Raw genomic sequence first — 23,676 nt, 5'->3', positions numbered from 1 at the left:
TGAGGCCCGCGTGCCCTACGGAAGTGTCGGAATCGAGCGGTTCAACGCGCTGAGCGATCGCCGGGCGGTCCATGCGCTGTTCGAAATCTGTTCCTCGACGATCTGGGCTCGCCGGGTGGTGAAGGGCCGCCCGTTCGCCGATGCGCAGGCATTGTTCGATCGGGCGGACCGGGTGCTCGCGGAGCTGCCGGAGGCCGAGCTCGACGCGGCTCTCGACGGTCATCCGCGCATCGGCGCCCGGGTCGAGGCGAACTCGACCTCCTCGCGCGAACAGGCGGCGGTACAGTCCGCAGGTGAAGGTATCCGCGAAGCGCTCGGGACCGGAAACCGCAAGTACGAGGAGAAGTTCGGGCACGTCTACCTGGTGTGCGCGAGCGGGCGTCCGGCCGAGGAGCTCTACGCGATTCTCGAGGAGCGATTGGAAAACGATCCGGAAACCGAACGGCGGGTGATGCGTTCCGAGCTCGCCAAGATCAACCGGCTGCGGCTCGACCGTCTGCTGCGCGACCCGCCACGGCCCGAGGGAGAGGAATCCAGTTGAGCAGCATGAGCACGCACGTTCTCGACGCCGCGCGCGGCGTGCCGGCCGCGGGTGTCGAGGTGGCGCTGTACTACGTGCCCAACGGTGCGCAAGTATCCACCGCCACAACGGATGCCGACGGGCGCGCTGGCGCGCTACTGCCGAATGCGGCAGGCCCCGGCGACTACCGAATCGTCTTCGGCACAGGTGCGTACTTCGCGGCCACCGGGCAGCAGGGCTTTTATCCCGAGGTGGCGATCACGTTCACGGTGACCGATCCCGACGCGCACTATCACGTGCCGTTGCTGTTGTCCCCCTATTCCTACTCGACGTACCGCGGGAGTTGATCATGAGCGAACTGACCGGCGACATCGTGCTCGGTCGCAACCAGTACGGCAAGGCCGAGAATCGGATCGTTCGGATCTACCGGGACTCCGCACGCCACGAGATCCACGACATCAACGTATCCAGTGCGCTCACCGGCGATTTCGCCGATGCGCACCTCGTCGGCGACCAGGCCAAGGTGTTACCGACCGATACCCAGAAGAACACCGCGTACGCGTATGCCAAGGAGAAGGGGCTGCTCACCATCGAGCAGTTCGGCCTCGACCTGGCAACGCACTACGTCGACGACATCGCGCCCGTCCGGCGGGCGCTGATCGAGTTGGAGGAATACGCGTGGGAGCGAGCGACGGTGAACGGCGAAGAACACAACCACACTTGGCTGCGTAAGGGGCAGGAGGTGCGCACTGCGTCGGTGTCGGTCGAGGGCACGGGTGACGAGCAGAAGTCCTGGATCGTCAGCGGTTTCAAGGATCTGGTCCTGCTCAAATCCACCGGCTCGGAGTTCGCCGGTTTCATGGAAGATCCCTACACGACGCTGCAGGCCACCCACGATCGGGTGATGGCGACTGCGCTCGTGGCCCGATGGCGTTACACCACAGCAGATCTCGACTTCGATTCGGTGTATACCGGGGTGCAGGAGGCGATGGTCGAGCGGTTCGCGAACCTGCAGTCACTCGCTTTGCAGCAAACGCTGTACGCGATGGGTACCGCGGTGCTGGAGAAGTATCCGTTCATTGCCGAGGTCCGCATGTCGGCGCCCAACAAGCACCACTTCCTTTACGACTTCTCGAAGTTTGGTTTGGACAACAACAATGAGGTGTTCAATGCCGACGACCGTCCCTACGGCCTGATTCAGGCCACGGTCGAGCGCAGCGATGCACCGGATGCGGGGCCGTCATGGGCGACATACTCGGTAGTGGGGTAGGCGCCGGCTCGCGGCTCGCGGAATGGGTCCAACCCCGCAAGCCGCGTACCGGTCCGCACCGCATGATCATCGACGGCTGCGCTGTGGTCACCATGGATGCCGCAGGCACCGAGTTCGGTTCGGGCCACGTGGTGATCGCCGACGGTCGCATCGCCGCAGTCGGTGCCGGGCCCGCGCCCGCGGATCCGGAAGCGACGATCGTCGACGGGTCGGGGTGCGCACTGACCCCGGGTCTGGTCAACACCCACCATCACCTCTATCAGTGGGTCACCCGCGGATTGGCAGCGGACAACACTCTTTTCGAATGGCTGACGACGCTCTATCCGGTGTGGGCAGGAATCGACGACGACTCGGTACGGGTCGCCGCGACGGGCGGGCTGGCGTGGCTGGCCCGCACCGGCTGCACCACGACCACCGATCACCACTACGTCGTGCCTGCCGAGGGCGGTGACGTCTTCGGGGCCGAGATCGCCGCCGCAGCCGACGTCGGGCTGCGTTTCCACCCGACCCGCGGTTCGATGGATCTGGGGCACAGCGCGGGCGGGCTGCCACCGGACAGCGTGGTCGAGAGTATCGACGCGATCCTGGCGTCGAGCGCCGCGACGATCGATGCCCACCACGACCCCTCGTTCGACTCGATGGTGCGGATCGCGCTCGCGCCGTGCTCCCCCTTCTCGGTTACCGACGATCTGCTGCGCGAGTCCGCGATCCTCGCGCGCGAACGCGGGGTCCGGCTGCACACCCACCTCGCCGAGACCCTCGACGAGGAGGCGTACTGCCTGGAGAAGTTCGGCTGCACCCCGGTGGAGTACATGGCGAAGCTGGGCTGGACCGGCCCCGACGTCTGGTACGCCCACGCCGTGCACCTCTCCGATGCCGCGATCGCGACCATGGCGGAGACCGGTACCGCCGCCGCGCACTGCCCCACCTCGAACGCCCGCCTCGGGGCGGGCATCGCGCGGGTCGCCGACATGACGGCGGCCGGTGTCACGGTCGGCCTCGGCGTGGACGGCGCCGCGAGCAACGAGTCGTGCTGCATGCTCGAGGAGGCTCATCAGGCCGTGCTGTTCGCGCGCGCTCGGGGCGGCCCGCGGGAGATGACGGTGCGTCAGGCCCTGCGGCTGGCTACCATGGGCGGCGCCAAGGTGCTCGGCCGCGAGAACGAAATCGGGTCCATCGAAGTGGGCAAACTCGCCGATCTGGCGCTGTGGCGGCTCGACGGCCCCGCGCATGCGGGGATCACCGATCCGGTCGCCGCGATAGTGCTGGGTTCGCAGCCGCCGCTCGAGTTGCTGCTCGTCGGCGGCGAGGCCGTCGTGCGACGCGACGAGGTCCGCACCGTCGATGAAGAGTCGGTGGCCACTCAGGTCGCCGCCGCGCATGCCGCGCTGGTCGCGAAGGCCGGCTGAGTTCGGTGGATCTGCCGACCATCGGTGTCGTCTCGGTGCCCCGCACCCGTGACGAAATCGACAGGCCTGCACCCGGTGTCGCGTTCCTCGCCGGTGGGACGTGGCTGTTTTCCGAGCCGCAGGATCACTTGCACACGCTGGTCGATCTCACCGGACTCGGCTGGCCGGCGCTGTCGGTGACCGACACCGGCCTCGAGATCGCGGCGACCGCCACTATCGAACAACTCGTGAGTGGGCAGGTCCCGGCGGAATGGACCGCACAGTCGTTGTTCGGCGAGTGCGCCGCGGCGCTGCTGGCCTCGTTCAAGATCTGGAAGACCGCGACGGTGGGTGGCAATATCTGCCTGGCCTTCCCGGCGGGCGCGATGATCACGCTGTGCGCCGCACTCGACGGCGAGGCACTGGTCTGGCGCGCCGATGGTTCCGAATACCGCGTCGCAATAACCGATTTCGTCACCGGCGCGGCACGAACCGTGCTTGCTCCGGGCGACCTGCTGCGCAGCGTCACCCTGCCGACCTCGGCACTGCGTTCCCGCACCGCATTCCGCAAGCTGGCGCTGTCTCCGCTCGGTCGCTCCGGTGTCGTGCTGGCCGGACGAGTCGACGACGATGGGGCCTGCACGCTGACCGTCACCGCGGCCACCGACCGCCCGTACGTACTGCGCTTCGCGGCAGTGCCGGGCTCGGCCGAGTTGAGCGAGGCCATCGCCGCGGGCATCCCGCCTGGAGCTTGGCACGCCGACGCACACGGCGACCCGGACTGGCGTGCACACGTGACCCATGAACTGGCCCAGCAGATCCGGGAGGAGCTGGCATGAAATTCCGGATCAACGGCACCGACACCGATGCAACGCCCCAGCCCGGGCAGTGTCTGCGCACGCTGCTGCGCGAACTCGACCACTTCGACGTGAAGAAGGGCTGCGACGCAGGCGATTGTGGCGCGTGCTCGGTGCTCGTCGACGGCGAGCCGGTGCACTCCTGCATCTATCCCGCTTTCCGCGCCGAAAGCCGCTCGGTAACCACGGTTTCCGGGCTCGGCACTCCCGACGACCCGCATCCGGTGCAGCGCCGGTTCGTCGAGGCCGCCGGATTCCAATGTGGGTTCTGCACCGCGGGCATGGTGGTCACCGCGGCCGCGCTCGCGCCCGAGGACCTCGACCGGTTGCCACAGCGGATGAAGGGCAACCTGTGCCGCTGCACCGGCTACCGCGCCATCGAGGATGCGATACACGGTGTCGTGAACACCGAAAAGGCCGGTGACGCACCGTCGGCCGGGCGCTCACTCGCCGCGCCCGCGAGTACCCGTATCGTCACCGGCCGCGAGCCCTACACCCTCGACCACGCCCCGCCGGGACTGCTGCATATCGCGGTGCTCGGCAGCCCGCATCCGCACGCGCGCATCGTCGCGATCGACACCACGGCGGCACTGGCGCTGCCCGGCGTGGTGACGGTCTTCACCCACGAGGACAGCCCGGCGACGCCGTTCTCGACGGCGCGACACGAGGACCGCAACGACGACCCGGACGACACGCTGGTGTTCGACCCCGTGCTGCGCTTCCGTGGCCAGCGCGTCGCGGCGGTGGTGGCCGAGTCGGTGGGTATCGCGCAGCAGGCGTGCAGGTTGATCGAGGTCTGCTACGACGTCCTGCCCGCGGTATTCGATCCGGAGTCGGCGCTGGCGTCGGGTGCGCCCACGGTGCACGGGGACAAGGGTCCGGGCGCTCGCATCGCCGACCCGAGCCGCAACCTTGTCGCCGAACTACACGGCGGCGCCGGCGATCTCGACCGCGGGCTCGCGGACGCGGCAGCCGTGGTCCGTGGCACCTATCGCACCCAGCGGGTACAGCACGTCCACCTGGAGACGCATGCGGCCATGGGCTGGCTCGACGACACCGGTCGGCTCAGCATCCGGTCCAGCACCCAGGTGCCCTACCTCGTGCGCGACGAACTGGCCCACATCCTCGGGCTCGACACCGAGAAGGTGCGGGTGTTCACCGCCCGGGTCGGCGGCGGATTCGGCGGCAAACAGGAATTGCTCACCGAGGATCTCGTCGCGCTGGCGGTGTTGCGGACCGGTCGCCCGGCGCAGTACGAGTTCTCCCGCACCGACGAGTTCACCCGCGCGCCGTGCCGCCACCCCATGCGAATCGACGTGACGGTCGCCGCGGGCGCGGACGGTCTGCTCACCGCAATGGCAATCGACGTGCTCGCCGATGCCGGTGCGTACGGCAACCACAGCCCCGGTGTGATGTTCCACGGCTGTTCGGAATCGGTCGCCCTGTATCGGTGTCCGAACAAGCGCGTGGATGCTCGCACGGTCTACACCAACAACATTCCGTCCGGTGCGTTCCGTGGCTACGGGCTCGGCCAGGTGATTTTCGGCATCGAGTGCGCACTCGACGAGCTGGCAGGTGAACTCGACATCGACCCGTTCGAACTGCGCCGCCGCAATGTGGTGACGCCCGCGGACCCGTTGGTGGCCGCGCATGTCGAAGGCCCCGATCTGATCTTCGGCAGCTACGGCCTCGACCAATGCATCGATGTGGCGCAGGAGGCGCTGCGCCGCGGCAATAACGTTGCGGTACCACAGGGTTGGCGCGTCGGCGAAGGCATGGCAGCGGCGATGATCGCCACCATCCCGCCGCGCGGGCACTATGCCGAGTGCTCGGTCGGCCTCGAGCACGACGGTGGCTACAGCGTCGACATCGGCACGGCGGAGTTCGGCAACGGCACCACCACCGTGCACACCCAGATCGCGGCAACCGCGCTGTGCACCGGTGCCGACCGCATCATCATCCGCCAATCCGACACGGACACAGCGGCTTACGATACCGGGGCGTTCGGGTCGGCGGGCATCGTCGTCGCCGGACGCGCCCTCGGCTCGGCGGCGTCCTCGCTCGCAGTGCGGATCGTCGCGATCGCCGCGAACCTCGCCGGCGTCGACCCCGACGATTGCAGGCTCGGACCCGAGGGGGTGGAGTGCGGCGACAGGTTCGTCGCACTGACCGAGGTCCTCGCGGCCGCGGGTGGTGAGTTGCGGGCCGACGGCGCGCACGACGGCTCACCGCGGTCGCTGGCGTTCAACGTGCAGGCGTTCCGGGTTGCGGTCGAGGAGTCGACCGGACGAGTGCAGATTCTGCAGTCGATCCAGGCGGTGGACGCCGGTGTGGTGCTGAACCCGAACCAGTGTCGTGGCCAGGTGGAGGGCGGCGTGGCGCAGGCGATCGGCAGCGCGCTGTTCGAGGTGATGCGTGATGACGGCGCGGGCACGATCGTCACGGACACACTGCGCAACTATCACATCCCGCAGTTCGCCGACGTGCCCAGAACCGAGGTCTACTTCGCCGATACCTACGACACCCTCGGCCCGTACGGCGCCAAGTCGATGAGCGAGTCGCCGTACAACCCGGTTGCCCCCGCCCTGGCCAACGCGATCGCCGACGCCGTCGGGGTGCGGGTGCGCGGGCTGCCGATGTCGCCGGACCGGGTGTGGCGCGAGATCGACGGAGCACACCGACGCTCGTAGCCGCCGCGGTGGTTTGTAGGGTGACGCCATGATCGATGCCGCCCACCGGAGCCGCTGATGGAACCCGTCGAGGTCAATGCGGGCGCCTGGTATCTGCGCGCGCTGCGTGCCGACGACCGGATCGACGACCGCCCCGCACTTGCTGCCGGCGGCATCGACGACCCGGAGTACGTGGCCCGCCGCACCGCGCAGTGGGACGCCGATACGCACTATTCCTGGGCGGTCTGCGAGCCCACCACCGCCGAACTGCTCGGCGAGATCGTGCTGACCCTCGGCGCCGATCAAACGGGCGTGCTGACCGCCTGGGCGCGGGTGGGCGAGGACGAGGCACTGGCCACGGGGCTCGCCGCCGTCCGTCGTTTCGCCGAGGGTGGACTGGGCCTCACGGTCACCGGCTGACCACCCCGCACAGTCGAACTATAGCCGCGCGAGCACCCGGTCCAGCGCTGCGACGGCCTCGTCGAGTTCGGCGGTGGTGACGGTCAGCGGCGGACGGAACCGGATGCCGCGCTCCCCCGTGCCGAGGATGAGCACGTGTTCCTCGGCGAGCATCGACGCGACGACCGCATCGCGTCGCGCCGCCGTGTCGAGGGTGATCGCGCACATCAGCCCGCGCCCGCGCGGTTCGGTGACCCGGTCGTGTCGCGCGGCGAGCCACCGGAGCCGGTCGAGCAGGTGTGTGCCGACCACGGCGGCGCGATGGATCAGCTCCTCGCTCTCGATCACCTCGAGGATCCGGCGGGCACGCACCATGTCGGTAAGGTTGCCGCCCCAGGTCGAGTTGATTCGCGAGCTCACCCGAAAGACGTTGTCGGGCAGCTCATCCACTCGTCCGCCCGCCATGATTCCGCACACCTGCGCCTTTTTGCCGAACGCGACGACATCGGGGCGCACACCGAGCTGCCGGTAGGCCCACGCGCTACCGGTGAGCCCGACCCCGGTCTGCACTTCGTCGAGGATGAACAACGCGTCGTAGCGTTCGCACAGCCGCTGCATCGCTTGCAAGAACTCCGCTCGCAGGTGCCGGTCGCCACCCTCGCCCTGAATCGGCTCGGCGATGAAACAGGCTATGTCGTAGGGATTTTCGATGAACGACCGCTCGGCCTGCGCCAGCGCACGCGCTTCGGCAGAGACGACATCGCGTCCATCGGCGAGGAAGGGCGCCTCGATCCGGGGCCAGTCGAACTTCGGGAAGCGCGCGACCTTCACCGGATCGGTGTTGGTCAGCGACATCGTGTAGCCACTGCGTCCGTGGAACGCCCCGGTCAGGTGCAGCACTTTGGTGCCCAACGCGGGATCGTGGCCGTGCGCCTCGTTGTGCCTGCTCTTCCAGTCGAATGCGACCTTGAGCGCGTTTTCGACGGCCAGGGCACCACCGTCGACGAAGAACAGGTGCGGCATCCGACGGTCGCCGAGCACGCGCGCGAACACGTCGACGAACCTGGCCATAGGCACGGTGTACACGTCGGAGTTGCTCGGCTTGTTCATCGCGACAGCAGCGATCTCACGCACGAACTCCGGGTCGTCGGTGAGCGCGGGGTGGTTCATCCCGAGCGCCGAGGACGCGAAGAAGCCGAACATGTCCAGATAGCCGGTTCCGTCGCGTTCATCGAACAACCGCACGCCGCGCGAGCGCGTGAGGTCGAGAACGAGGTCGAATCCGTCCACGAGGAGGTGCGCGGCGAGCACGTCGTGGACGCGCGCCGCAGCGATCGGGGTGGCAGGCACAACGGCGGTCATACTCGCGAAGATACCTGTCAAATTGTCGGCGTGACAACCCAACAACCGGAACAATTAAGCGACGTTCGCTATCTGTCGTAAAATGTCTGCAGGATAATCGTGCTGCGGGTCTTCACCGACGCAGTGGACCTGATCTCACGCAGCAGCTGTTCGAGGTGCTGAGGCGAGGCAACCCGGACCATCAGCACGTAGCTTTCCTCGCCGGCCACCGAGTGACACGATTCGATCGCCGGGATGTGAGCAAGCCTGGCGGGACTGTCGTCCGGCTGCGATGGATCGAGAGGGGTGATGGCGACGAACGCCGACAGCATCTGGCCGAGCGCCGCGGGATCCACCTTCGCGGTGTATCCGCGAATCACCCCGCGAGATTCGAGGCGCCGCACCCGCGACTGCACCGCCGACACCGAGAGGCCGGCCTTCTCGGCGAGATTGGACAATGTGGCGCGACCATCCACGACGAGTTCGCGGATGAGCAACCGATCGATGTCGTCCAACGCGGGCTTCGCCGGTTCCTCGCGCGGCGCGGGCGCGACGGACGGGGATTGCCTCGATATTTCCGCCACAATCGAAGGCTAACCCAGCCGATAGCGCCGACATGGCCGAAACGACGCCACCCACCCGGACGGAAGGACCCCGAATGTCAACGCTGCATACTCGGCTCACCGACGCACTGCACGGCCTCGATGCGCCCGTTGCGCTCGACACCGGATCGGGCCTCACCGCTCGCAGCCCGATCACGGGCGAACGGTTCGGCACCGTGGCGATCAGCACACCCGACGATGTCGATCACGCGATCACTTTGGCCCACAACGCATTCGTTCGCTGGCGAACGCTGCCGGCACCACAGCGCGCCGCCGTCGTCCGGCGATTGGGCGAGTTGCTCAGCGAGCACAAGGCGACGCTCGCCGCGCTGGTGACGCTGGAGGCGGGCAAGATCGAATCCGAGGCCCTCGGCGAGGTCCAGGAAATGATCGATATCTGCGAGTTCGCGGTCGGCCTGTCGCGCCAGCTGTACGGCAGGACGATGGCATCGGAGCGGCCGGGACACCGGCTGATGGAGACCTGGCATCCGCTCGGCGTGGTCGGGGTTATCTCCGCGTTCAACTTCCCCGTCGCGGTCTGGTCGTGGAACACCGCGATCGCCTTGGTCTGCGGGGACACCGTGGTGTGGAAGCCGTCGGAGGCCACCCCGTTGACCGCCCATGCCTGCGCGGCGTTGCTGCGGCAGGCGTGCCTGGATACCGGCGCCGACCCGGATGTACATCAGTTGGTGCAGGGCGGCGGTGCCGTCGGCGAGCGCCTCGTCGACGATGCCCGCGTCGCGTTGCTGTCCGCGACGGGATCGGTGCGGATGGGTCGGATCGTGGCTCCTCGCGTCGCGGCCCGCTTCGGACGCTGTCTGCTCGAGCTCGGCGGCAACAACGGTGCGGTCGTGACGCAGTCGGCGGACATTGAACTGGCAGTCCGCGGCATCGTGTTCTCGGCAGCAGGCACCGCCGGGCAGCGGTGTACGACGTTGCGGCGGTTGATAGCTCATCGTTCGGTGGCCGATGAGCTGACCGACCGTATCGCCTCTGCCTATGCCCGGCTGCGCGTGGGCGATCCGTTCGACGAGGGCGTGCTCGTCGGCCCACTGATCGACGAACGCGCCTACGACGGGATGCAGACCGCGCTGGACAAAGCCCGCAGCGACGGCGGTGACGTGACCGGCGGCGAACGGGTGGACGTCAACGGATCCGAGTCGTTCTATGTGCGTCCGGCGATCGTGCGGATGCCGGCGCAGACGTCGGTGGTGCGCGAAGAGACGTTTGCCCCAATTCTGTACGTGCTCACCTACGACACCCTCGACGAAGCAATTGCACTACACAACGATGTGCCGCAAGGACTCTCGTCGTCGATCTTCACCACCGACCAACGCGAGGCCGAGCGTTTCCTGGCCGCGGACGGCTCGGACTGCGGAATCGCGAACGTCAATATCGGCACCTCGGGCGCCGAGATCGGCGGCGCGTTCGGTGGCGAGAAGGAGACCGGCGGTGGCCGCGAATCCGGCACGGACGCCTGGCAGGGCTACATGCGCCGGGCGACGAACACGATCAACTACTCCGACGAGCTGCCGCTGGCGCAGGGGGTGGACTTCGGGTAGCCGCGCGAGCCTGCCCCGAGAGCGGGCGGGCGGTCACGGCGGATCGCCGTCGTTGTCGGTGAGCGTGTCACCCGGGTGGTGGAAGTGGTTGATCCTTGGGCGTTGTCGCGGGTCGACATGCCTTGGTGGGATCCAGGCTGTGTGGCCGCGGTAGCGGTGGGTGCGCCACTGATCCTCACCAGGGCCGGCCAGTTTGTGATGCGCCGGGCACACGAAGGTCAGGTTCTCGATATCGGTCGCGCCGCCATCGGCCCACTCGCGCACGTGGTGGGCCTCGGCGCGGTAGCCAGCCATGGTGCACCCGGGGTAGCTGCAGCCGATATCGCGCGCATGCAACACGATCCGCTGATCCGGGGATGCGATCCGCTTGGACCGGCCCAGATTCCACACCCGTTGATCAACGTCATCGAAAATGCACAGATAGTGGTGCGCGTGCGCGGCCATCCGCACCAGGTCCCGCATCGGCAGCAGTGACCCGCCCGCCGTCGCGGCCGGCCCCGCCAGGTCCTTCAGTTCTTGCAGCGTGGTGGACACGATCACCGTCACCGGCAGGCCCCGATGCCGACCCAGCTCACCGGAAGCGAGCAGGGCGCGGCACATCGCCTTGACCGCATCGTGGTGCCGCTGACCCATCGAGCGGTTGTCTCGCCGGGAGGTCTCCTCGTCCGGCTCACCATCCACCCGCGGCGACTCATCCGCCGGGTTGCACATCCCGGGAGCGGCGAGCTTCTCGAGGATCGGCTCGAACAAGGCCCGCAATTCCGGATCGAGGCGTCCGGTCAAGCTACTCATCCCGTCCAAGTCCTGTTTACCGAGCCAGAGCCCGCGTTTGCGGGCCCGGTCGATCTCATCGAACTCCCCGTCCGGGTTCAGATACGCCGCAAGCCGGTCGGCGACCTTGCGCAACTCATCCGGGCGCATCGACTCCGCAAATCCCGCCAGCTGCGCCTCCGCGTGCTCGCGGGTGCCGGCGTCGATCGCATGCGGCAGATGTTTGAGAAACGAGCGGATCACCTGCACATGCCCGTCACCGAGCACGCCGCTCCGGACACCCTCGGCGGTCGCCGCCAGCTCCGGTACCAGCGGCTCCCCGGTGAACGAGGCGCGTGACGCCAACTGCTCGGCGGTGTCGAAGCGTTTCTTCGCGTCCAGCCGGGTGATCCGCAACGCGTCCGCCACGACCTGATGCGTATTCTCGCCACCGAAATCCGCGAGCGTCCGATGATCGCGAAGGCTTTGCAGCAGTTCATAACCCACGCTGGTCTGCCGCCGAGAAGCGGCCTCGAGCTCGCGCAGCACCGCCAACCGGCCAGCGCTGCTCATCGCCTCGAAATCGAGCCCGGCGACCATGGACACCGCCGCGTCGAGCGCGTCCAACGCCTCCGCAATATCTATGCCCCCCAGCATGATCGAAGTGTATCGAGGGGCACCGACAGGTTCCGATCTCTCGCCCGAGACTCGGTCCGGTCGCGAGGACCATCCGCCGGCCATCGCAACCCACTGATTCGGTGAACGTCTACGCGCACCTGGGCGTATACGAGGAGGTACGCCCACGACCCCGGAGGACACGATGCATGCCGACGACCTACGCGCCATCCAGACCCCGCTCAAGCAGCGGTATCGCGACGATCCTGGCAGCGCACTGATCACGCTGCGCGCCAACGGCGAACTCGATGCCCTCGGCGTGTCCTGCAAGGTCGAGACCGGCCGGGCGGTGGTCGAAGCCGGGCTGCATCCGGCAACCGGCGGCGACGGCACCCTGGCCTGCTCCGGGGACATGCTGCTCGAGGCACTCGTCGCCTGTGCCGGCGTGACCCTGCGCGCCGTCGCGACCTCGCTCGGACTCGACATTCGTTCCGGCACGGTCCGCGCCGAAGGTGACCTCGATTTCCGCGGCACACTAGGCGTGGACAAGACCGCGCCGGTCGGCTTCCGGTCGATCCGGCTGGCCTTCGAGCTGGATACCGATGCCGACGCCGAGCAACTGGCAACGCTGCAGCGGCTGACCGAGCGCTATTGCGTGGTGTACCAAACGCTGCGGGCGGCGCCACAGATCGAGGTCACCACCCGGTCATGAGCTAAGGCGTCAAGCGCGGCGAATCGTGGCCCGTTCCCCGCAATGTCCACACCCCGCCGCGGCAGTGCAACCGCGTGACAGTGAGCGGCGCGATGTCGATTCGCCAGAACGACTGGGCCGGTGCCTTCAGCGTCACCAACAGCGCTGCACGCACGACAGCAGGATGGGTCACAGCGAGCGTGTCGGTCTCCGCGGCTGCGACGGCGGTCAACCACCCGGCCACCCGGGCGATCAACTCCACGATCGACTCGCCACCGTGCGGCCGGGCAGCGGGATCGGACAGCCACGCCGACAATTGCTCGACCGGTACGTCGTCCATCGACAGGCCGCGCCATTTTCCGTAGTCGACGTCGCGCAGTTCGGGCTCGGCGTGTCCCTCTACTCCGAGCGCCGACGCCGTCTCCCGCGTCCGAAGCTCCGGGGCCACCTGCAGCTTGTGCGCACTCAGCCACGCCGCACCGGCGGCCGCCTTCCGCCCGGTCTCGTTGAGCGGTTCATCGGCCGGGAATCGCGCATTGCGCAGCGCCTCGGTACTGGCGTGACTCACCAGAAGGAGTCGAACCACCGTCGCCATCGGGTAGACGCTACTCGGCGCTACCGAACATCCGCGCCCAGTTTCCGGCACCGTGCGCGGGATCCCGCGCTCCCGCTCGAAAACTGGGCGGTGGTTCCCCGTCCGGATGATCCTGTCGGACCCGCGGCGCAAGATGTACACCGTGCAGTTCTCACCCGCCACCCAGCAGTGGTTCGACGGCGCCTTCCCGGCGCCGACGGCCGCACAGCTCGGCGCGTGGGATGCGATCTCGCGCGGCGAGCACACCCTGGTGATCGCGCCGACCGGTTCGGGCAAGACACTCTCCGCCTTCCTCTGGTCGATCGATCAGCTCGCGAACCGCGCCGAGCGGACCGGGAAGACCTCGGTCGTCTACGTCTCCCCGCTCAAGGCGCTGGCCGTGGACGTGGAACGCAATCTGCGCTCGCCCCTGGTCGGCGTGACCCAAACCGCGGCGCGGCTCGATCTGCCGCTGCCCGACATCACCGTCGGCGTTCGCTCCGGTGACACCAGCCCGGCGGACCGACGGCTGCTGGCTCGCACCCCGCCCGACATCCTCATCACCACGCCCGAGTCGCTCTACCTCATGCTCACCTCGGCAACACGGGAGACGCTCGACGAAGTCACCACCGTGATCGTCGACGAGGTGCACGCCATCGCCGGCTCCAAGCGCGGCGCGCATCTGGCGTTGACGCTCGAACGGCTCGACGCCCAACTCGAACGCCCCGCGCAACGCATCGGACTTTCCGCGACGGTGCGCCCGCCCCAGGAGGTGGGCCGGTTCCTCACCGGTGTCGCGCCGATCACCATCGTGTCCCCGCCCGCACCGAAGACCTTCGATCTGACGGTGAAGGTGCCGATCGAGGACATGACCGAACTCGGTGTCACCGACGAAAACGGCGAGCACTCGGCCGGTTCGATCTGGCCGCATGTCGAGGAGAACATCGTCGATCTCGTTCTCGCGCACCGTTCCTCGATCGTTTTCGCAAACTCGCGCCGACTCGCCGAACGGCTCACGGCGCGGCTGAACGAGGTGTACGCCGAGCGCGTCGGCAACGGCGTCGACACCGCGCACGCGCCGCCCTCGTTGATCGGCGCCACCGGCGAGGTCAACCACGGCGCCGAAGCGTTGCTCGCTCGTGCGCACCACGGCTCGGTCAGCAAGGACCAGCGCGCGCTCATCGAGGACGACCTGAAATCCGGACGGCTGCGCTGTGTGGTCGCGACCAGCAGCCTCGAACTCGGAATTGACATGGGTGCAGTCGATCTCGTTGTCCAGGTGGAGGCACCGCCGTCGGTGTCGAGCGGGCTACAGCGGGTCGGCCGGGCGGGCCATCAGGTCGGCGAGATCTCGCGGGGCGTGTTGTTTCCCAAGCACCGCACCGACGTGATCCATTGCGCGGTGGCGTCGATGCGCATGACAGCCGGCCAAATCGAGTCGCTGCGCATCCCGGCGAATCCGCTCGACGTACTCGCCCAGCAGACGGTCGCGGCGTGCGCGCTCGAACCGCTCGATGTCGACGTCTGGTTCGACGCGGTCCGGCGGACGGGCAGTTTCGCCACCCTGCCGCGGTCGGCGTACGAGTCGACGCTCGACCTGCTGTCGGGCCGATACCCCTCCGACGAATTCGCCGAATTGCGGCCGCGGCTCGTCTGGGACCGCGATGCAGGCACACTCACCGGCCGCCCGGGCGCACAACGGCTCGCGGTCACCTCGGGCGGCACCATCCCCGACCGCGGCCTATTCGCCGTCTACATGGTCGGCGAACGGAACTCCAGGGTAGGCGAACTCGACGAGGAGATGGTCTACGAATCCCGCGTCGGGGACGTCTTCGCACTCGGCGCCACCAGTTGGCGGATCGAGGAGATCACCCATGACCGCGTGATGGTCAGCCCCGCCTACGGTCAGCCCGGGCGGCTGCCGTTCTGGCACGGCGATGGCCTCGGTCGCCCCGCCGAACTCGGTGAAGCGCTCGGGGCGTTCCTGCGCGAGGCTAGCGGCAAGAACCGAACCGCCATCGAGAAGCGTTGCCGCGATGCCGGTCTCGACGACAACGCGATCACCAACCTGCTTGCGCTGATCGACGAACAGCGCACCGCGACCGGCCAGACCCCCTCGGATCGGACGCTGGTCGTCGAACGCTTCCGCGACGAACTCGGCGATTGGCGGCTCGTGCTGCACTCACCGTTCGGGTTGCCCGTGCACGCGCCGTGGGCGCTCGCGATCGGTGCGCGCCTGCGCGAGCGCTACGGGGTGGACGCGGCGCCGACAGCGGGCGACGACGGCATCATCATTCGGTTGCCCGACACCGACGACGAGCCGCCCGGTGCGGACCTGTTCGTCTTCGAGCACGACGAGATCGAGGAGCTGGTCACCGAACAGGTCGGCGGCTCGGCGTTGTTCGCGTCCCGCTTCCGTGAGTGCGCGGCGCGCGCGCTGCTGCTGCCGCGCCGCGACCCCGGTAAGCGTGCACCGCTGTGGCAGCAGCGGCAACGATCGGCGCAACTGCTGGAGGTGGCACGCAAGTACCCGACGTTTCCGATCCTGCTCGAGTCGGTCCGGGAGTGCCTGCAGGACGTTTACGACCTGCCCGCCCTGCGTGAGCTTTTCGGGCGGTTGTCGCAGCGCCGGCTGCGCATCGTCGAGGTCGAGACACAATCACCGTCGCCGTTCGCGAACGCGCTGCTGTTCGACTATGTGGGCGCGTTCATGTACGAGGGCGACAGCCCACTCGCCGAACGGCGCGCCGCGGCACTGTCGCTGGATTCCACACTGCTCAGCGAACTGCTCGGTCGGGTCGAGTTGCGCGAGTTGCTCGACGCCGACGTCATCGGGCGCACCGAGCAGGAACTGCAGCGGCTGCCCGCCGACCGGCACGCCCGGGATGCAGAGGGCGTCGCGGATCTGCTGCGCCTGCTCGGGCCGTCGACGCTCGCCGAAATCGACGAACGCACCGACGGTCCCGCCGCGGAGTACCTCGCCGAACTCGCCGCGGCCCGGCGGGCGCTCACCGTCGGTTATGCGGGCAGCACCTGGTGGATCGCCGTCGAGGATGCCGGCCGGATGCGCGACGCGCTCGGTGTCCCCCTGCCGGTCGGCACGCCGACGGCATTCGCCGAGCCGGTCGCCGACCCGCTCGGCGACCTCATCGCCCGCTACGCCCGCACGCACGGACCCTTCGCCACCACCGCGGTCGCGGCGCGGTTCGCGATCGGCACAGCGATCGCCGCCGCCGCCCTGCAGAAACTCGCCGCCGAACGCCGGGTCGTGGCCGGCGAGTTCCGTCCGGGCAGCACCGGTGCCGAGTGGTGCGACACCGAGGTACTGCGCCGATTGCGGCGCCGGTCGCTCGCCGCGGCGCGCGCCGAGATCGAGCCGGTCTCCACCGCCGCGCTGGGCCGGTTTCTGCCCTCCTGGCAGCACCTCGGCGGACAGCTACGCGGCGGTGACAACGGAGCCGCCCAACTACGCGGCGTGGACGGTGTCGCAACCGTGGTGGAACAGCTTGCGGGCGTGCCCATTCCGGCGTCGGCGTGGGAATCGCTGATCCTGCCCAGCCGCGTCGCCGACTATGCACCGGCGATGCTGGACGAACTCACCGCCACCGGCGAGGTGCTCTGGTCGGGCCGCGGTTCGATCACCGCCAAGGACGGCTGGGTGTGCCTGCACCTGGCCGAGCAGGCGCCGCTGACGCTGCCGTCGGCCACCGAGATCGAATTCACCGAACTGCACGAGCAGATCCTCGCCCAGCTCGACAGCGGTGGCGCGTTCTTCTTCCGGCAACTCTCCGACGCCGTCGGCGCCGCACTCGGTGCCGCCGTGGACGACACGAAACTCACTGCAGCCCTGTGGGATCTGGTCTGGGCCGGTTTCCTGTCCGGGGACACGCTCGCGCCGCTGCGCGCGCTCATGTCGGGGACCACCCGTACCACCACGAGCCACCGCACGCCGCGGCGCGCACCCCGCACGCGCGCATACCGTCCGGTGCCGCGCCCGGCGATGCCGACCCGATCCGGGCCGCCGACGGTGTCCGGCCGCTGGGCGCTGTTACCCACCCCCGAGCCCGATGCCACCGTCCTCGCGCACGCCACCGCCGACCTCCTGCTCGACCGCTACGGCATCGTCACCCGCGGCTCGGTGATGAACGAGGAAGTGCCGGGCGGTTTCTCACTGATGTACCGCGTGCTGACCGGCTTCGAGGACAGCGGCCGCTGCCGGCGCGGCTACTTCGTCAACGGACTCGGCGGCGCGCAATTCGCCACCTCCGATGTCGTCGACCGGGTGCGTGCGCAGGATGACGACCGCCGCGACCGGGTCGCAATCGCGCTCGCTGCCTGCGACCCCGCCAACCCCTACGGCGCCGCGCTCGCCTGGCCGGCCGGCGTCACCGAAACCGGACACCTGCCGGGCCGTAAGGCGGGCGCCATGGTCGTGCTCATCGACGGCGAACTCGTGCTGTTCGTCGAACGCGGCGGAAAGTCGTTGCTGTCCTTCAGCACCGACGAGTCGGTGTTGTCGCAGGCCGCCGAAGCACTGGCCGGCCTGGTGAAGCACCGCCGCGTCTCGTCGATCCTGGTCGAGCGGATCGACGGTGAGACCGCGCATGGGAGCGCGATCGGCCGGCTGCTCACCGGCGCGGGTTTCTCCCCGACCCCGCGCGGGCTGAGGCTGCGCCGTGTGTAGCCGGAGGCTGCGCCGTGTGTGAGCAAGCCGGGAGCGCCGGTGCCCGAGGGTGACATCGTCTACCGCGCCGCGGGCCGGCTGCGCACCGCCCTCGCCGGCAAGGAACTGACCGTCTGCGATCTGCGCGTGCCCCGGTACGCCACGGTCGATCTCCGCGGTCACGTCGTGGACGAGGTCGGCAGCCGCGGCAAGCATCTGTTCGTCCGCATCGATCGCTACTCGATCCACACCCACCTGAAGATGGAAGGCGTCTGGCAGGTGTATGCGCCCGGACAGCGTTGGCGTCGACCGGGATTCACCGCGCGCGCGATTCTGGGCGTCGCCGACGCGGTCGCGGTGGGGTTCTCGCTCGGCAAGGTCGAGGTGCTCGCGCGCGACCGGGAGGACGAGGCAGTCGGGCATCTCGGCCCCGACCTGCTCGGGCCGGACTGGGACCGCGCCGAAGCGCTGCGCCGGCTGACTGCCGACCCCGATCGACCGGTGGGGCTCGCCGTGCTCGATCAGCGCAACCTCGCCGGGATCGGCAACATCTTCCGCAACGAGGGGTGCTGGCTTGCGCGTGTGCATCCGCGCCGTCCGGTCCGCGAAGTCGAGAATCTCGGCGAACTCGTCGACGAGACGCAGCGAATCCTGGACGCCTCGGCCAAGATTCGGATACACCGACCGCTGGTGTACGGCCGCACCGGAATGCCTTGCCCACGTTGCAGATCGGCGCGGATCGCCACCGGACCGCTCGGCGAGGGTGGGACGCAGCAGGATCGCCGGATCTACTTCTGTCCGCGTTGCCAGGAGTAGGCGTTCGTCAGCAGGTCCACGCAGTGCGCGATGAAGCGATCCCGGCCCACGTCGATGGTGCCGTCGAGATAGGCGATGAACAGGCTCGCGAGCGCACCGACCAGGCCGACCGAGAGCAGTTGCCGGTCCGCCACATCGGTGAGCGGATCGAGCTGATCGCCGATCAGCATCGCGAACGCGGGCGCGGACTGCAACCCGCGCCCGCCGAGACTCGGCTCGGTCAAGGGTGCGATCAGCAGCACGCGGCCCATCGTCGGACGATCGATGATCAGCTGCACGAACGATTCGACCGCGGCTTGTGCGCGTGCCTCCGGCGTCGGGGCCCTCAGCACCGCCCCGATCAGCGCGTTGCGGGCCTCGTCGGTGACGTAGCCGTACACCTGCGCCACGAACTCCTCCCGGTCGGCGAAGCTCTCGTAGAAGTAGCGCTCGGTCAGGCCGCAGCGCCGGCACACCGCCCGGACGCTGACCGCGGGCCCCTCGGGTGCGCCGAGCAGTTCGATCCCGGCCTGCAGCAGCTCGGCGCGTCGGATGCGTTGCCGCTCGGACAGGTCGACCCCTGCCCAACTGCGCGAACCTTGACCGGCCATTCCGATGATCGTAGTCTGACAACATGCGTAGTCAGAACGAATGCGTCGGCGCTCCCCAACCGCTCGGCCCCGATTCGCTCACCTGGAAGTACTTCGGGGACTGGCGAGCCCTGCTGCAGGGCCCCTGGGCAGGCGCAATGCAGAACATGCACCCGAAACTGGGCGCCGCGGTAGAGCAGCACTCCGGGTTTTTCGACGAACGTTGGCAGCGGCTGTTCCGCTCGGTCTTCCCGATCGCGGGCGTCGTCTATGACGGCGACCGTGCGGCGATGACCGCGCAGGAGATCCGCGACTACCACCGCGACATCAAGGGCGTCGACGACCAGGGCAGGCGTTACCACGCGCTGGATCCGGACGTGTTCTACTGGGCGCATGCCACGTTCTTCGTCGGCGTCCTGCTCGTGGCCGAACGCTTCGGCTCGGGGCTCACCGAGGCCGAAAAGCGGCAATTGTTTGCCGAACACAAGCAGTGGTACCGGCTCTACGGCGTCAGCGACCGCGCGATGCCCGAGACGTGGGAGGAGTTCCAGCAGTACTGGGACCACATGTGCCGGGACGTGCTCGAGGACAACAAGGCAACCCGGGGCGTCCTCGATCTGAAGTCGATCGACAAACCGCCGATCGTGCCCTGGCTTCCCGACGAGCTCTGGCCGCTGGTCCGTCCGTTCTTCGCGGTCGGCTTCGAATGGCTCACGGTCGGGTTGTTCGACCCGCCGGTCCGCAAGAAGCTCGGCTACCGCTGGACCCCGGTCGACGAGGTTCTGCACCGTGGCGTCGGACAGGCACTGCGGATCGTCGACAAGTTCATGCCTGCACAGCATCGGCAGCACCCGCGCGCACTGCAGGGCAACGCTCGCGAAGCCGGGCGCATCCCGGCCGACCACCCGCTGCTCGAGGCGCCGATCGCGTTCATGCCACCGGCGGACGAGTGGCACGACCCGAAGCACTACAACCCGTACCGGGACCAGGCACCACCGACCGATCGACGGTTCCGGCGCGTCGCGACACCCTGAACCCCCGGTGCCGCTCGACTACTTGGCGATCGGCACCGGTTCCAGAATCTGACCGCGTGCCTCCGGCGCCGCCGCGCGCAACTCGTCGGCGGACGCATCGTCGGGCTGGGCCTGCGAGCGCACCTCGGCATCCACCCGCGCGAGGTACGTGGCGACCTCGCGGTCGATATCGGCGTCGTCCCAGCCGAGTACCGGCGCCATCAGCCGGGCGACCTGTTCGGCGCAGTTCACCCCGCGATGCGAGTACTCGATCGCGATCCGGGTCCGTCGTGCGAGCACATCCTCGAGATGCAACGCCCCCTCGGCGGCGGCCGCATACACGATCTCCACCTGCAGGTAGGCCGGCGCGTCGGTCAGCGGCTGCAGCAACTCCGGCTTGCCGACCGCGACATCGAGCACCTCGTCGATGAGCGAGCCGTACCGGTCGAGCAGATGCTTGACCCGGTACGGGTGCAGGCCGTGAATCTCACCGAGCCGGATGGTCTGGTTCACCAGCGCGAAGTAACCTTCCGCGCCGAGCAGCGGCACCTTCTCCGTGATCGACGACGACATCCGCGCCGGGATGTCCGCCGCGGCCAGATCGACCGCGTCCTGCGCCATCACTCGGTAGGTGGTGTACTTCCCGCCGGCAATCGCGACCAGGCCCGGCGCGACCCGCGCCACCGCGTGCTCGCGCGACAGCGCGGACGTATCGTCACTCTCCCCCGCGAGCAGCGGCCGCAGCCCGGCGTAGACGCCGTCGATGTCGGCGTGCGTGAGCGGAGTGACCAGGACGTCGTTGACCCGGCCGAGGATGTAGTCGATATCGGCCTTGGTCGCCGCCGGATGCGCGAGATCGAGATTCCAGTCGGTGTCGGTGGTCCCGATGATCCAGTGGCTGCCCCAGGGGATCACGAACAGCACCGAGTTGGTCGTCCGCAGGATGATCGCGGCCTCGCTGACGATCCGGTCGCGCGGCACGACGATGTGCACGCCCTTCGACGCCCGCACCCGGAACCGTCCGCGTTGCCGCGACAGCGCCTGAATCTCGTCGGTCCATACCCCGGCCGCGTTGATCACGACATGGCTGCGGATCTCGGAAGTGCGGCCGTCCTCCGTGTCGCGCACCCGCACCCCCGACACCCGATCGGCCTCGCGCAGAAACCCGACCACCTGCGTCGACGTGCGCAACACCGCACCGTAGTGCGCCGCGGTGCGGGCCACCGTCATGGTGTGCCGCGCATCGTCGACCACGGTGTCGTAGTAGCGGATCCCGCCGATCAGCGAGTTGCCTTTCAACCCGGGAGCCAGTCGCAAAGCGCCGGAGCGAGTCAGATGTTTCTGCGCCGGAACGGACTTCGCGCCACCGAGCTTGTCGTAGAGCAGCATGCCCGCCGCGATGTAGGGCCGCTCCCAGCCGCGCTTGGTGAGCGGGAACAGAAACGGCAGCGGCTTGACCAGGTGCGGCGCGAGCGTGGTCAGCGAAAGCTCGCGCTCCCGCAGCGCCTCGCGCACCAGGCCGAACTCCAATTGCTCGAGATAGCGCAGTCCACCGTGGAACATCTTCGACGACCGACTCGATGTGCCGGAGGCGTAGTCGCGCGCCTCGACCAGCGCGACGGTCAACCCACGCGTCGCGGCGTCGAGAGCGACGCCGGTGCCGACGATCCCGCCGCCGATCACCACCACGTCGAAATGCTCTTTGCCCAGCCTCGTCCAGGCGTCCGTACGCTGCTCGGGACCGAGCAGGTGGGGTCCGGGCTCCTTGGCCAAGGCCGACTCCTCCCGTGATTGATCGACGGATCGACAGTCAGGCTAGTAGCTTTTTGCCGGTAATGAGGCGGCACGGACGCCCGGTGCGCGCGCGAGGCAGAGGAGATGAGTGAGTGAGCCGGTATATCGCCGCGATCGACCAGGGCACCACGTCGACCAGATGCATCCTGTTCGACCAGCGCGGCACGGTGGCCGGCGTCGGGCAGCGCGAACACGAGCAGATCTTCCCCCGGCCCGGCTGGGTGGAACACGATGCGGCCGAAATCTGGCGCAATACGCAGGCGGTGATCGCCGAGGCGCTCGACGCGGTGGGCGCGGACGGGTCCGACGTGGGCGCGGTCGGCATCACCAACCAGCGCGAGACCACGGTCGTGTGGGACCGCAAGACCGGCGAACCGATCCACAACGCGATCGTCTGGCAGGACACCCGAACGGCGGCGCTCTGCGAGGAAATCGGCGGGTCGCACGGCGCCGGCCGGTACCGCGAGCAGACCGGGCTGCCGCTGTCGACCTACTTCGCCGGCCCGAAGGCGCGCTGGATTCTCGACCATGTCGACGGCGCCCACCACCGAGCCGAAGCCGGCGAGCTGTGCTTCGGCACCATGGACACCTGGCTGGTGTGGAACCTCACCGGCGGCGCCGAACACCTTACCGACGTGACCAACGCCTCACGCACACTCTTGATGGATCTGCGCACGCTGCAATGGGATTCACAAATCTGTGCCGAGATCGGCGTGCCCGAGTCGATGCTGCCGCGGATCTGCAGCTCCTCGGAACACTACGCGGATATCGCGGACGGCCCGTTGGCCGGAGTCGCGATCGCCGGCATCCTCGGCGATCAACAGGCGGCGACGTTCGGCCAGGCGTGCCTCTCGCCCGGCGAGGCCAAAAACACCTACGGCACCGGCAATTTCATGCTGTTGAACACCGGGACCGAGCCGATGTCCAGCGACAACGGCCTGCTCACCACGGTCTGCTATCGGATCGGTGACGCCGACCCGGTCTACGCGCTCGAGGGTTCCATCGCGGTGACCGGATCGCTGGTGCAATGGCTGCGCGACAACCTCGGAATCATCTCCTCGGCAAGCGAAATCGAGGAGCTGGCGAATACGGTCGAGGACAACGGCGGCGCGTTCATTGTGCCCGCCTTCTCCGGATTATTCGCTCCGCGTTGGCGATCCGATGCCCGCGGGGTGATCTCCGGGCTCACTCGATACGTCACCAAGGCCCACTTGGCCCGGGCGGCACTGGAATCCACGGCGTACCAGACCCGCGAGGTCGCCGAAGCCATGCTCGCCGATTCCGGCGTCGCCCTCACTACGCTCAAGGTCGACGGCGGCATGGTCGTCAACGACACACTGATGCAGTTCCAGGCCGACATTCTCGACGTGCCCGTGGTGCGACCGGTGGTCACCGAGACCACCGCGCTCGGTGCCGCCTACGCCGCGGGCATCGCGGTCGGGCAATGGACCGAGGACGACATCCGCGAGCTCTGGGCCGAGGACAAGACGTGGCAACCGCAGATGGGCGCCGAGGAACGGCGTCGCCTGTACGCGCACTGGAACCGCGCGGTCGAACGAACCTACGGGTGGGTCGACGACTAG

General features: G+C 68.4%; 19 protein-coding genes. 13 read left to right on the top strand and 6 right to left on the bottom strand.

The window, feature by feature from the left end; all coding sequences use genetic code 11:
- The first annotated feature begins 10 nt into the window (after positions 1–10).
- The 7 genes from uraD to OG921_RS15115 all read left to right on the top strand — a co-directional run bounded on the left by uraD (position 11) and on the right by OG921_RS15115 (position 7,124).
- Positions 11–541: a 2-oxo-4-hydroxy-4-carboxy-5-ureidoimidazoline decarboxylase gene (gene uraD, locus OG921_RS15145; protein ID WP_266113304.1), complete on the top strand. Its 531-nt coding sequence runs from the start codon at positions 11–13 to the stop codon at positions 539–541.
- A 5-nt stretch (positions 542–546) separates the two neighbouring features.
- On the top strand, positions 547–867 hold the full coding sequence (uraH, locus tag OG921_RS15140) for a hydroxyisourate hydrolase (protein WP_266113303.1): 321 nt from the start codon (positions 547–549) through the stop codon (positions 865–867).
- A gap of 2 nt (positions 868–869) precedes the next feature.
- The gene (gene pucL, locus OG921_RS15135; protein WP_266113302.1) at positions 870–1,790 is read left to right on the top strand and encodes a factor-independent urate hydroxylase; all 921 of its coding nucleotides are present in this window, start codon (positions 870–872) and stop codon (positions 1,788–1,790) included.
- Between the two features lie 62 nt (positions 1,791–1,852).
- The gene (locus OG921_RS15130; protein WP_266113597.1) at positions 1,853–3,199 is read left to right on the top strand and encodes an 8-oxoguanine deaminase; all 1,347 of its coding nucleotides are present in this window, start codon (positions 1,853–1,855) and stop codon (positions 3,197–3,199) included.
- Positions 3,200–3,204: 5 nt separating this feature from the next.
- On the top strand, positions 3,205–4,017 hold the full coding sequence (locus OG921_RS15125) for a xanthine dehydrogenase family protein subunit M (RefSeq protein WP_266113301.1): 813 nt from the start codon (positions 3,205–3,207) through the stop codon (positions 4,015–4,017).
- Positions 4,014–6,725, top strand: a complete 2,712-nt coding sequence (locus OG921_RS15120) for a molybdopterin cofactor-binding domain-containing protein (RefSeq protein ID WP_266113300.1) — start codon at positions 4,014–4,016, stop codon at positions 6,723–6,725. Before OG921_RS15125 ends, OG921_RS15120 begins: the two co-directional genes overlap by 4 nt.
- Positions 6,726–6,782: 57 nt before the next feature.
- Positions 6,783–7,124, top strand: coding sequence for a hypothetical protein (locus tag OG921_RS15115; RefSeq protein WP_266113299.1), 342 nt, complete (start codon positions 6,783–6,785; stop codon positions 7,122–7,124).
- Between the two features lie 18 nt (positions 7,125–7,142).
- Here the strand turns inward: OG921_RS15115 and lat are convergent, their stop codons facing one another.
- Both lat and OG921_RS15105 read right to left on the bottom strand, forming a co-directional pair.
- Entirely contained in the window at positions 7,143–8,465 is a 1,323-nt protein-coding gene (gene lat / locus OG921_RS15110; RefSeq protein ID WP_266113298.1) for an L-lysine 6-transaminase, read from the bottom strand.
- Between the two features lie 68 nt (positions 8,466–8,533).
- Positions 8,534–9,019: an Lrp/AsnC family transcriptional regulator gene (locus OG921_RS15105; RefSeq protein WP_266113596.1), complete on the bottom strand. Its 486-nt coding sequence runs from the start codon at positions 9,017–9,019 to the stop codon at positions 8,534–8,536.
- Positions 9,020–9,102: 83 nt separating this feature from the next.
- Between OG921_RS15105 and OG921_RS15100 the strand changes: the two genes are divergently transcribed.
- The gene (locus tag OG921_RS15100; RefSeq protein WP_266113297.1) at positions 9,103–10,608 is read left to right on the top strand and encodes an aldehyde dehydrogenase family protein; all 1,506 of its coding nucleotides are present in this window, start codon (positions 9,103–9,105) and stop codon (positions 10,606–10,608) included.
- 33 nt (positions 10,609–10,641) lie between these two features.
- Here the strand turns inward: OG921_RS15100 and OG921_RS15095 are convergent, their stop codons facing one another.
- Entirely contained in the window at positions 10,642–11,958 is a 1,317-nt protein-coding gene (locus OG921_RS15095; protein WP_323182804.1) for an HNH endonuclease signature motif containing protein, read from the bottom strand.
- Between the two features lie 220 nt (positions 11,959–12,178).
- On the opposite strand from OG921_RS15095, the gene OG921_RS15090 reads away from it, so the two are divergent.
- Positions 12,179–12,685, top strand: coding sequence for an OsmC family protein (locus tag OG921_RS15090; RefSeq protein ID WP_266113295.1), 507 nt, complete (start codon positions 12,179–12,181; stop codon positions 12,683–12,685).
- Between the two features lies 1 nt (position 12,686).
- Here the strand turns inward: OG921_RS15090 and OG921_RS15085 are convergent, their stop codons facing one another.
- Complete coding sequence (locus OG921_RS15085; protein WP_266113294.1) at positions 12,687–13,259, bottom strand: histidine phosphatase family protein; 573 nt, start codon at positions 13,257–13,259, stop codon at positions 12,687–12,689.
- A gap of 106 nt (positions 13,260–13,365) precedes the next feature.
- On the opposite strand from OG921_RS15085, the gene OG921_RS15080 reads away from it, so the two are divergent.
- Complete coding sequence (locus tag OG921_RS15080; protein WP_266113293.1) at positions 13,366–17,922, top strand: ATP-dependent helicase; 4,557 nt, start codon at positions 13,366–13,368, stop codon at positions 17,920–17,922.
- Between the two features lie 39 nt (positions 17,923–17,961).
- Positions 17,962–18,717, top strand: coding sequence for a DNA-formamidopyrimidine glycosylase family protein (locus OG921_RS15075; protein ID WP_266113595.1), 756 nt, complete (start codon positions 17,962–17,964; stop codon positions 18,715–18,717).
- Here the strand turns inward: OG921_RS15075 and OG921_RS15070 are convergent.
- A complete protein-coding gene (locus tag OG921_RS15070; RefSeq protein WP_266113292.1) occupies positions 18,690–19,307 on the bottom strand; it encodes a TetR/AcrR family transcriptional regulator in 618 nt (205 codons plus the stop codon). The genes OG921_RS15075 and OG921_RS15070 overlap by 28 nt on opposite strands.
- 23 nt (positions 19,308–19,330) lie before the next feature.
- Here OG921_RS15070 and OG921_RS15065 point away from each other — a divergent pair, with 23 nt between their 5' ends.
- The gene (locus tag OG921_RS15065; protein WP_266113291.1) at positions 19,331–20,320 is read left to right on the top strand and encodes an oxygenase MpaB family protein; all 990 of its coding nucleotides are present in this window, start codon (positions 19,331–19,333) and stop codon (positions 20,318–20,320) included.
- An 18-nt stretch (positions 20,321–20,338) separates the two neighbouring features.
- On the opposite strand, the gene OG921_RS15060 is transcribed toward OG921_RS15065, so the two are convergent.
- Complete coding sequence (locus tag OG921_RS15060) at positions 20,339–22,072, bottom strand: glycerol-3-phosphate dehydrogenase/oxidase (RefSeq protein ID WP_266113290.1); 1,734 nt, start codon at positions 22,070–22,072, stop codon at positions 20,339–20,341.
- 113 nt (positions 22,073–22,185) lie between these two features.
- Between OG921_RS15060 and glpK the strand changes: the two genes are divergently transcribed.
- Positions 22,186–23,676 carry a glycerol kinase GlpK gene (glpK, locus tag OG921_RS15055; protein WP_266113289.1) on the top strand — a complete coding sequence of 497 codons (1,491 nt, stop codon included), beginning with the start codon at positions 22,186–22,188 and terminating at the stop codon, positions 23,674–23,676.

This window comes from Aldersonia sp. NBC_00410, from assembly GCF_026342035.1.
GTDB lineage: Bacteria > Actinomycetota > Actinomycetes > Mycobacteriales > Mycobacteriaceae > Aldersonia.
This window is presented reverse-complemented; position numbering and strand designations above follow the sequence as displayed.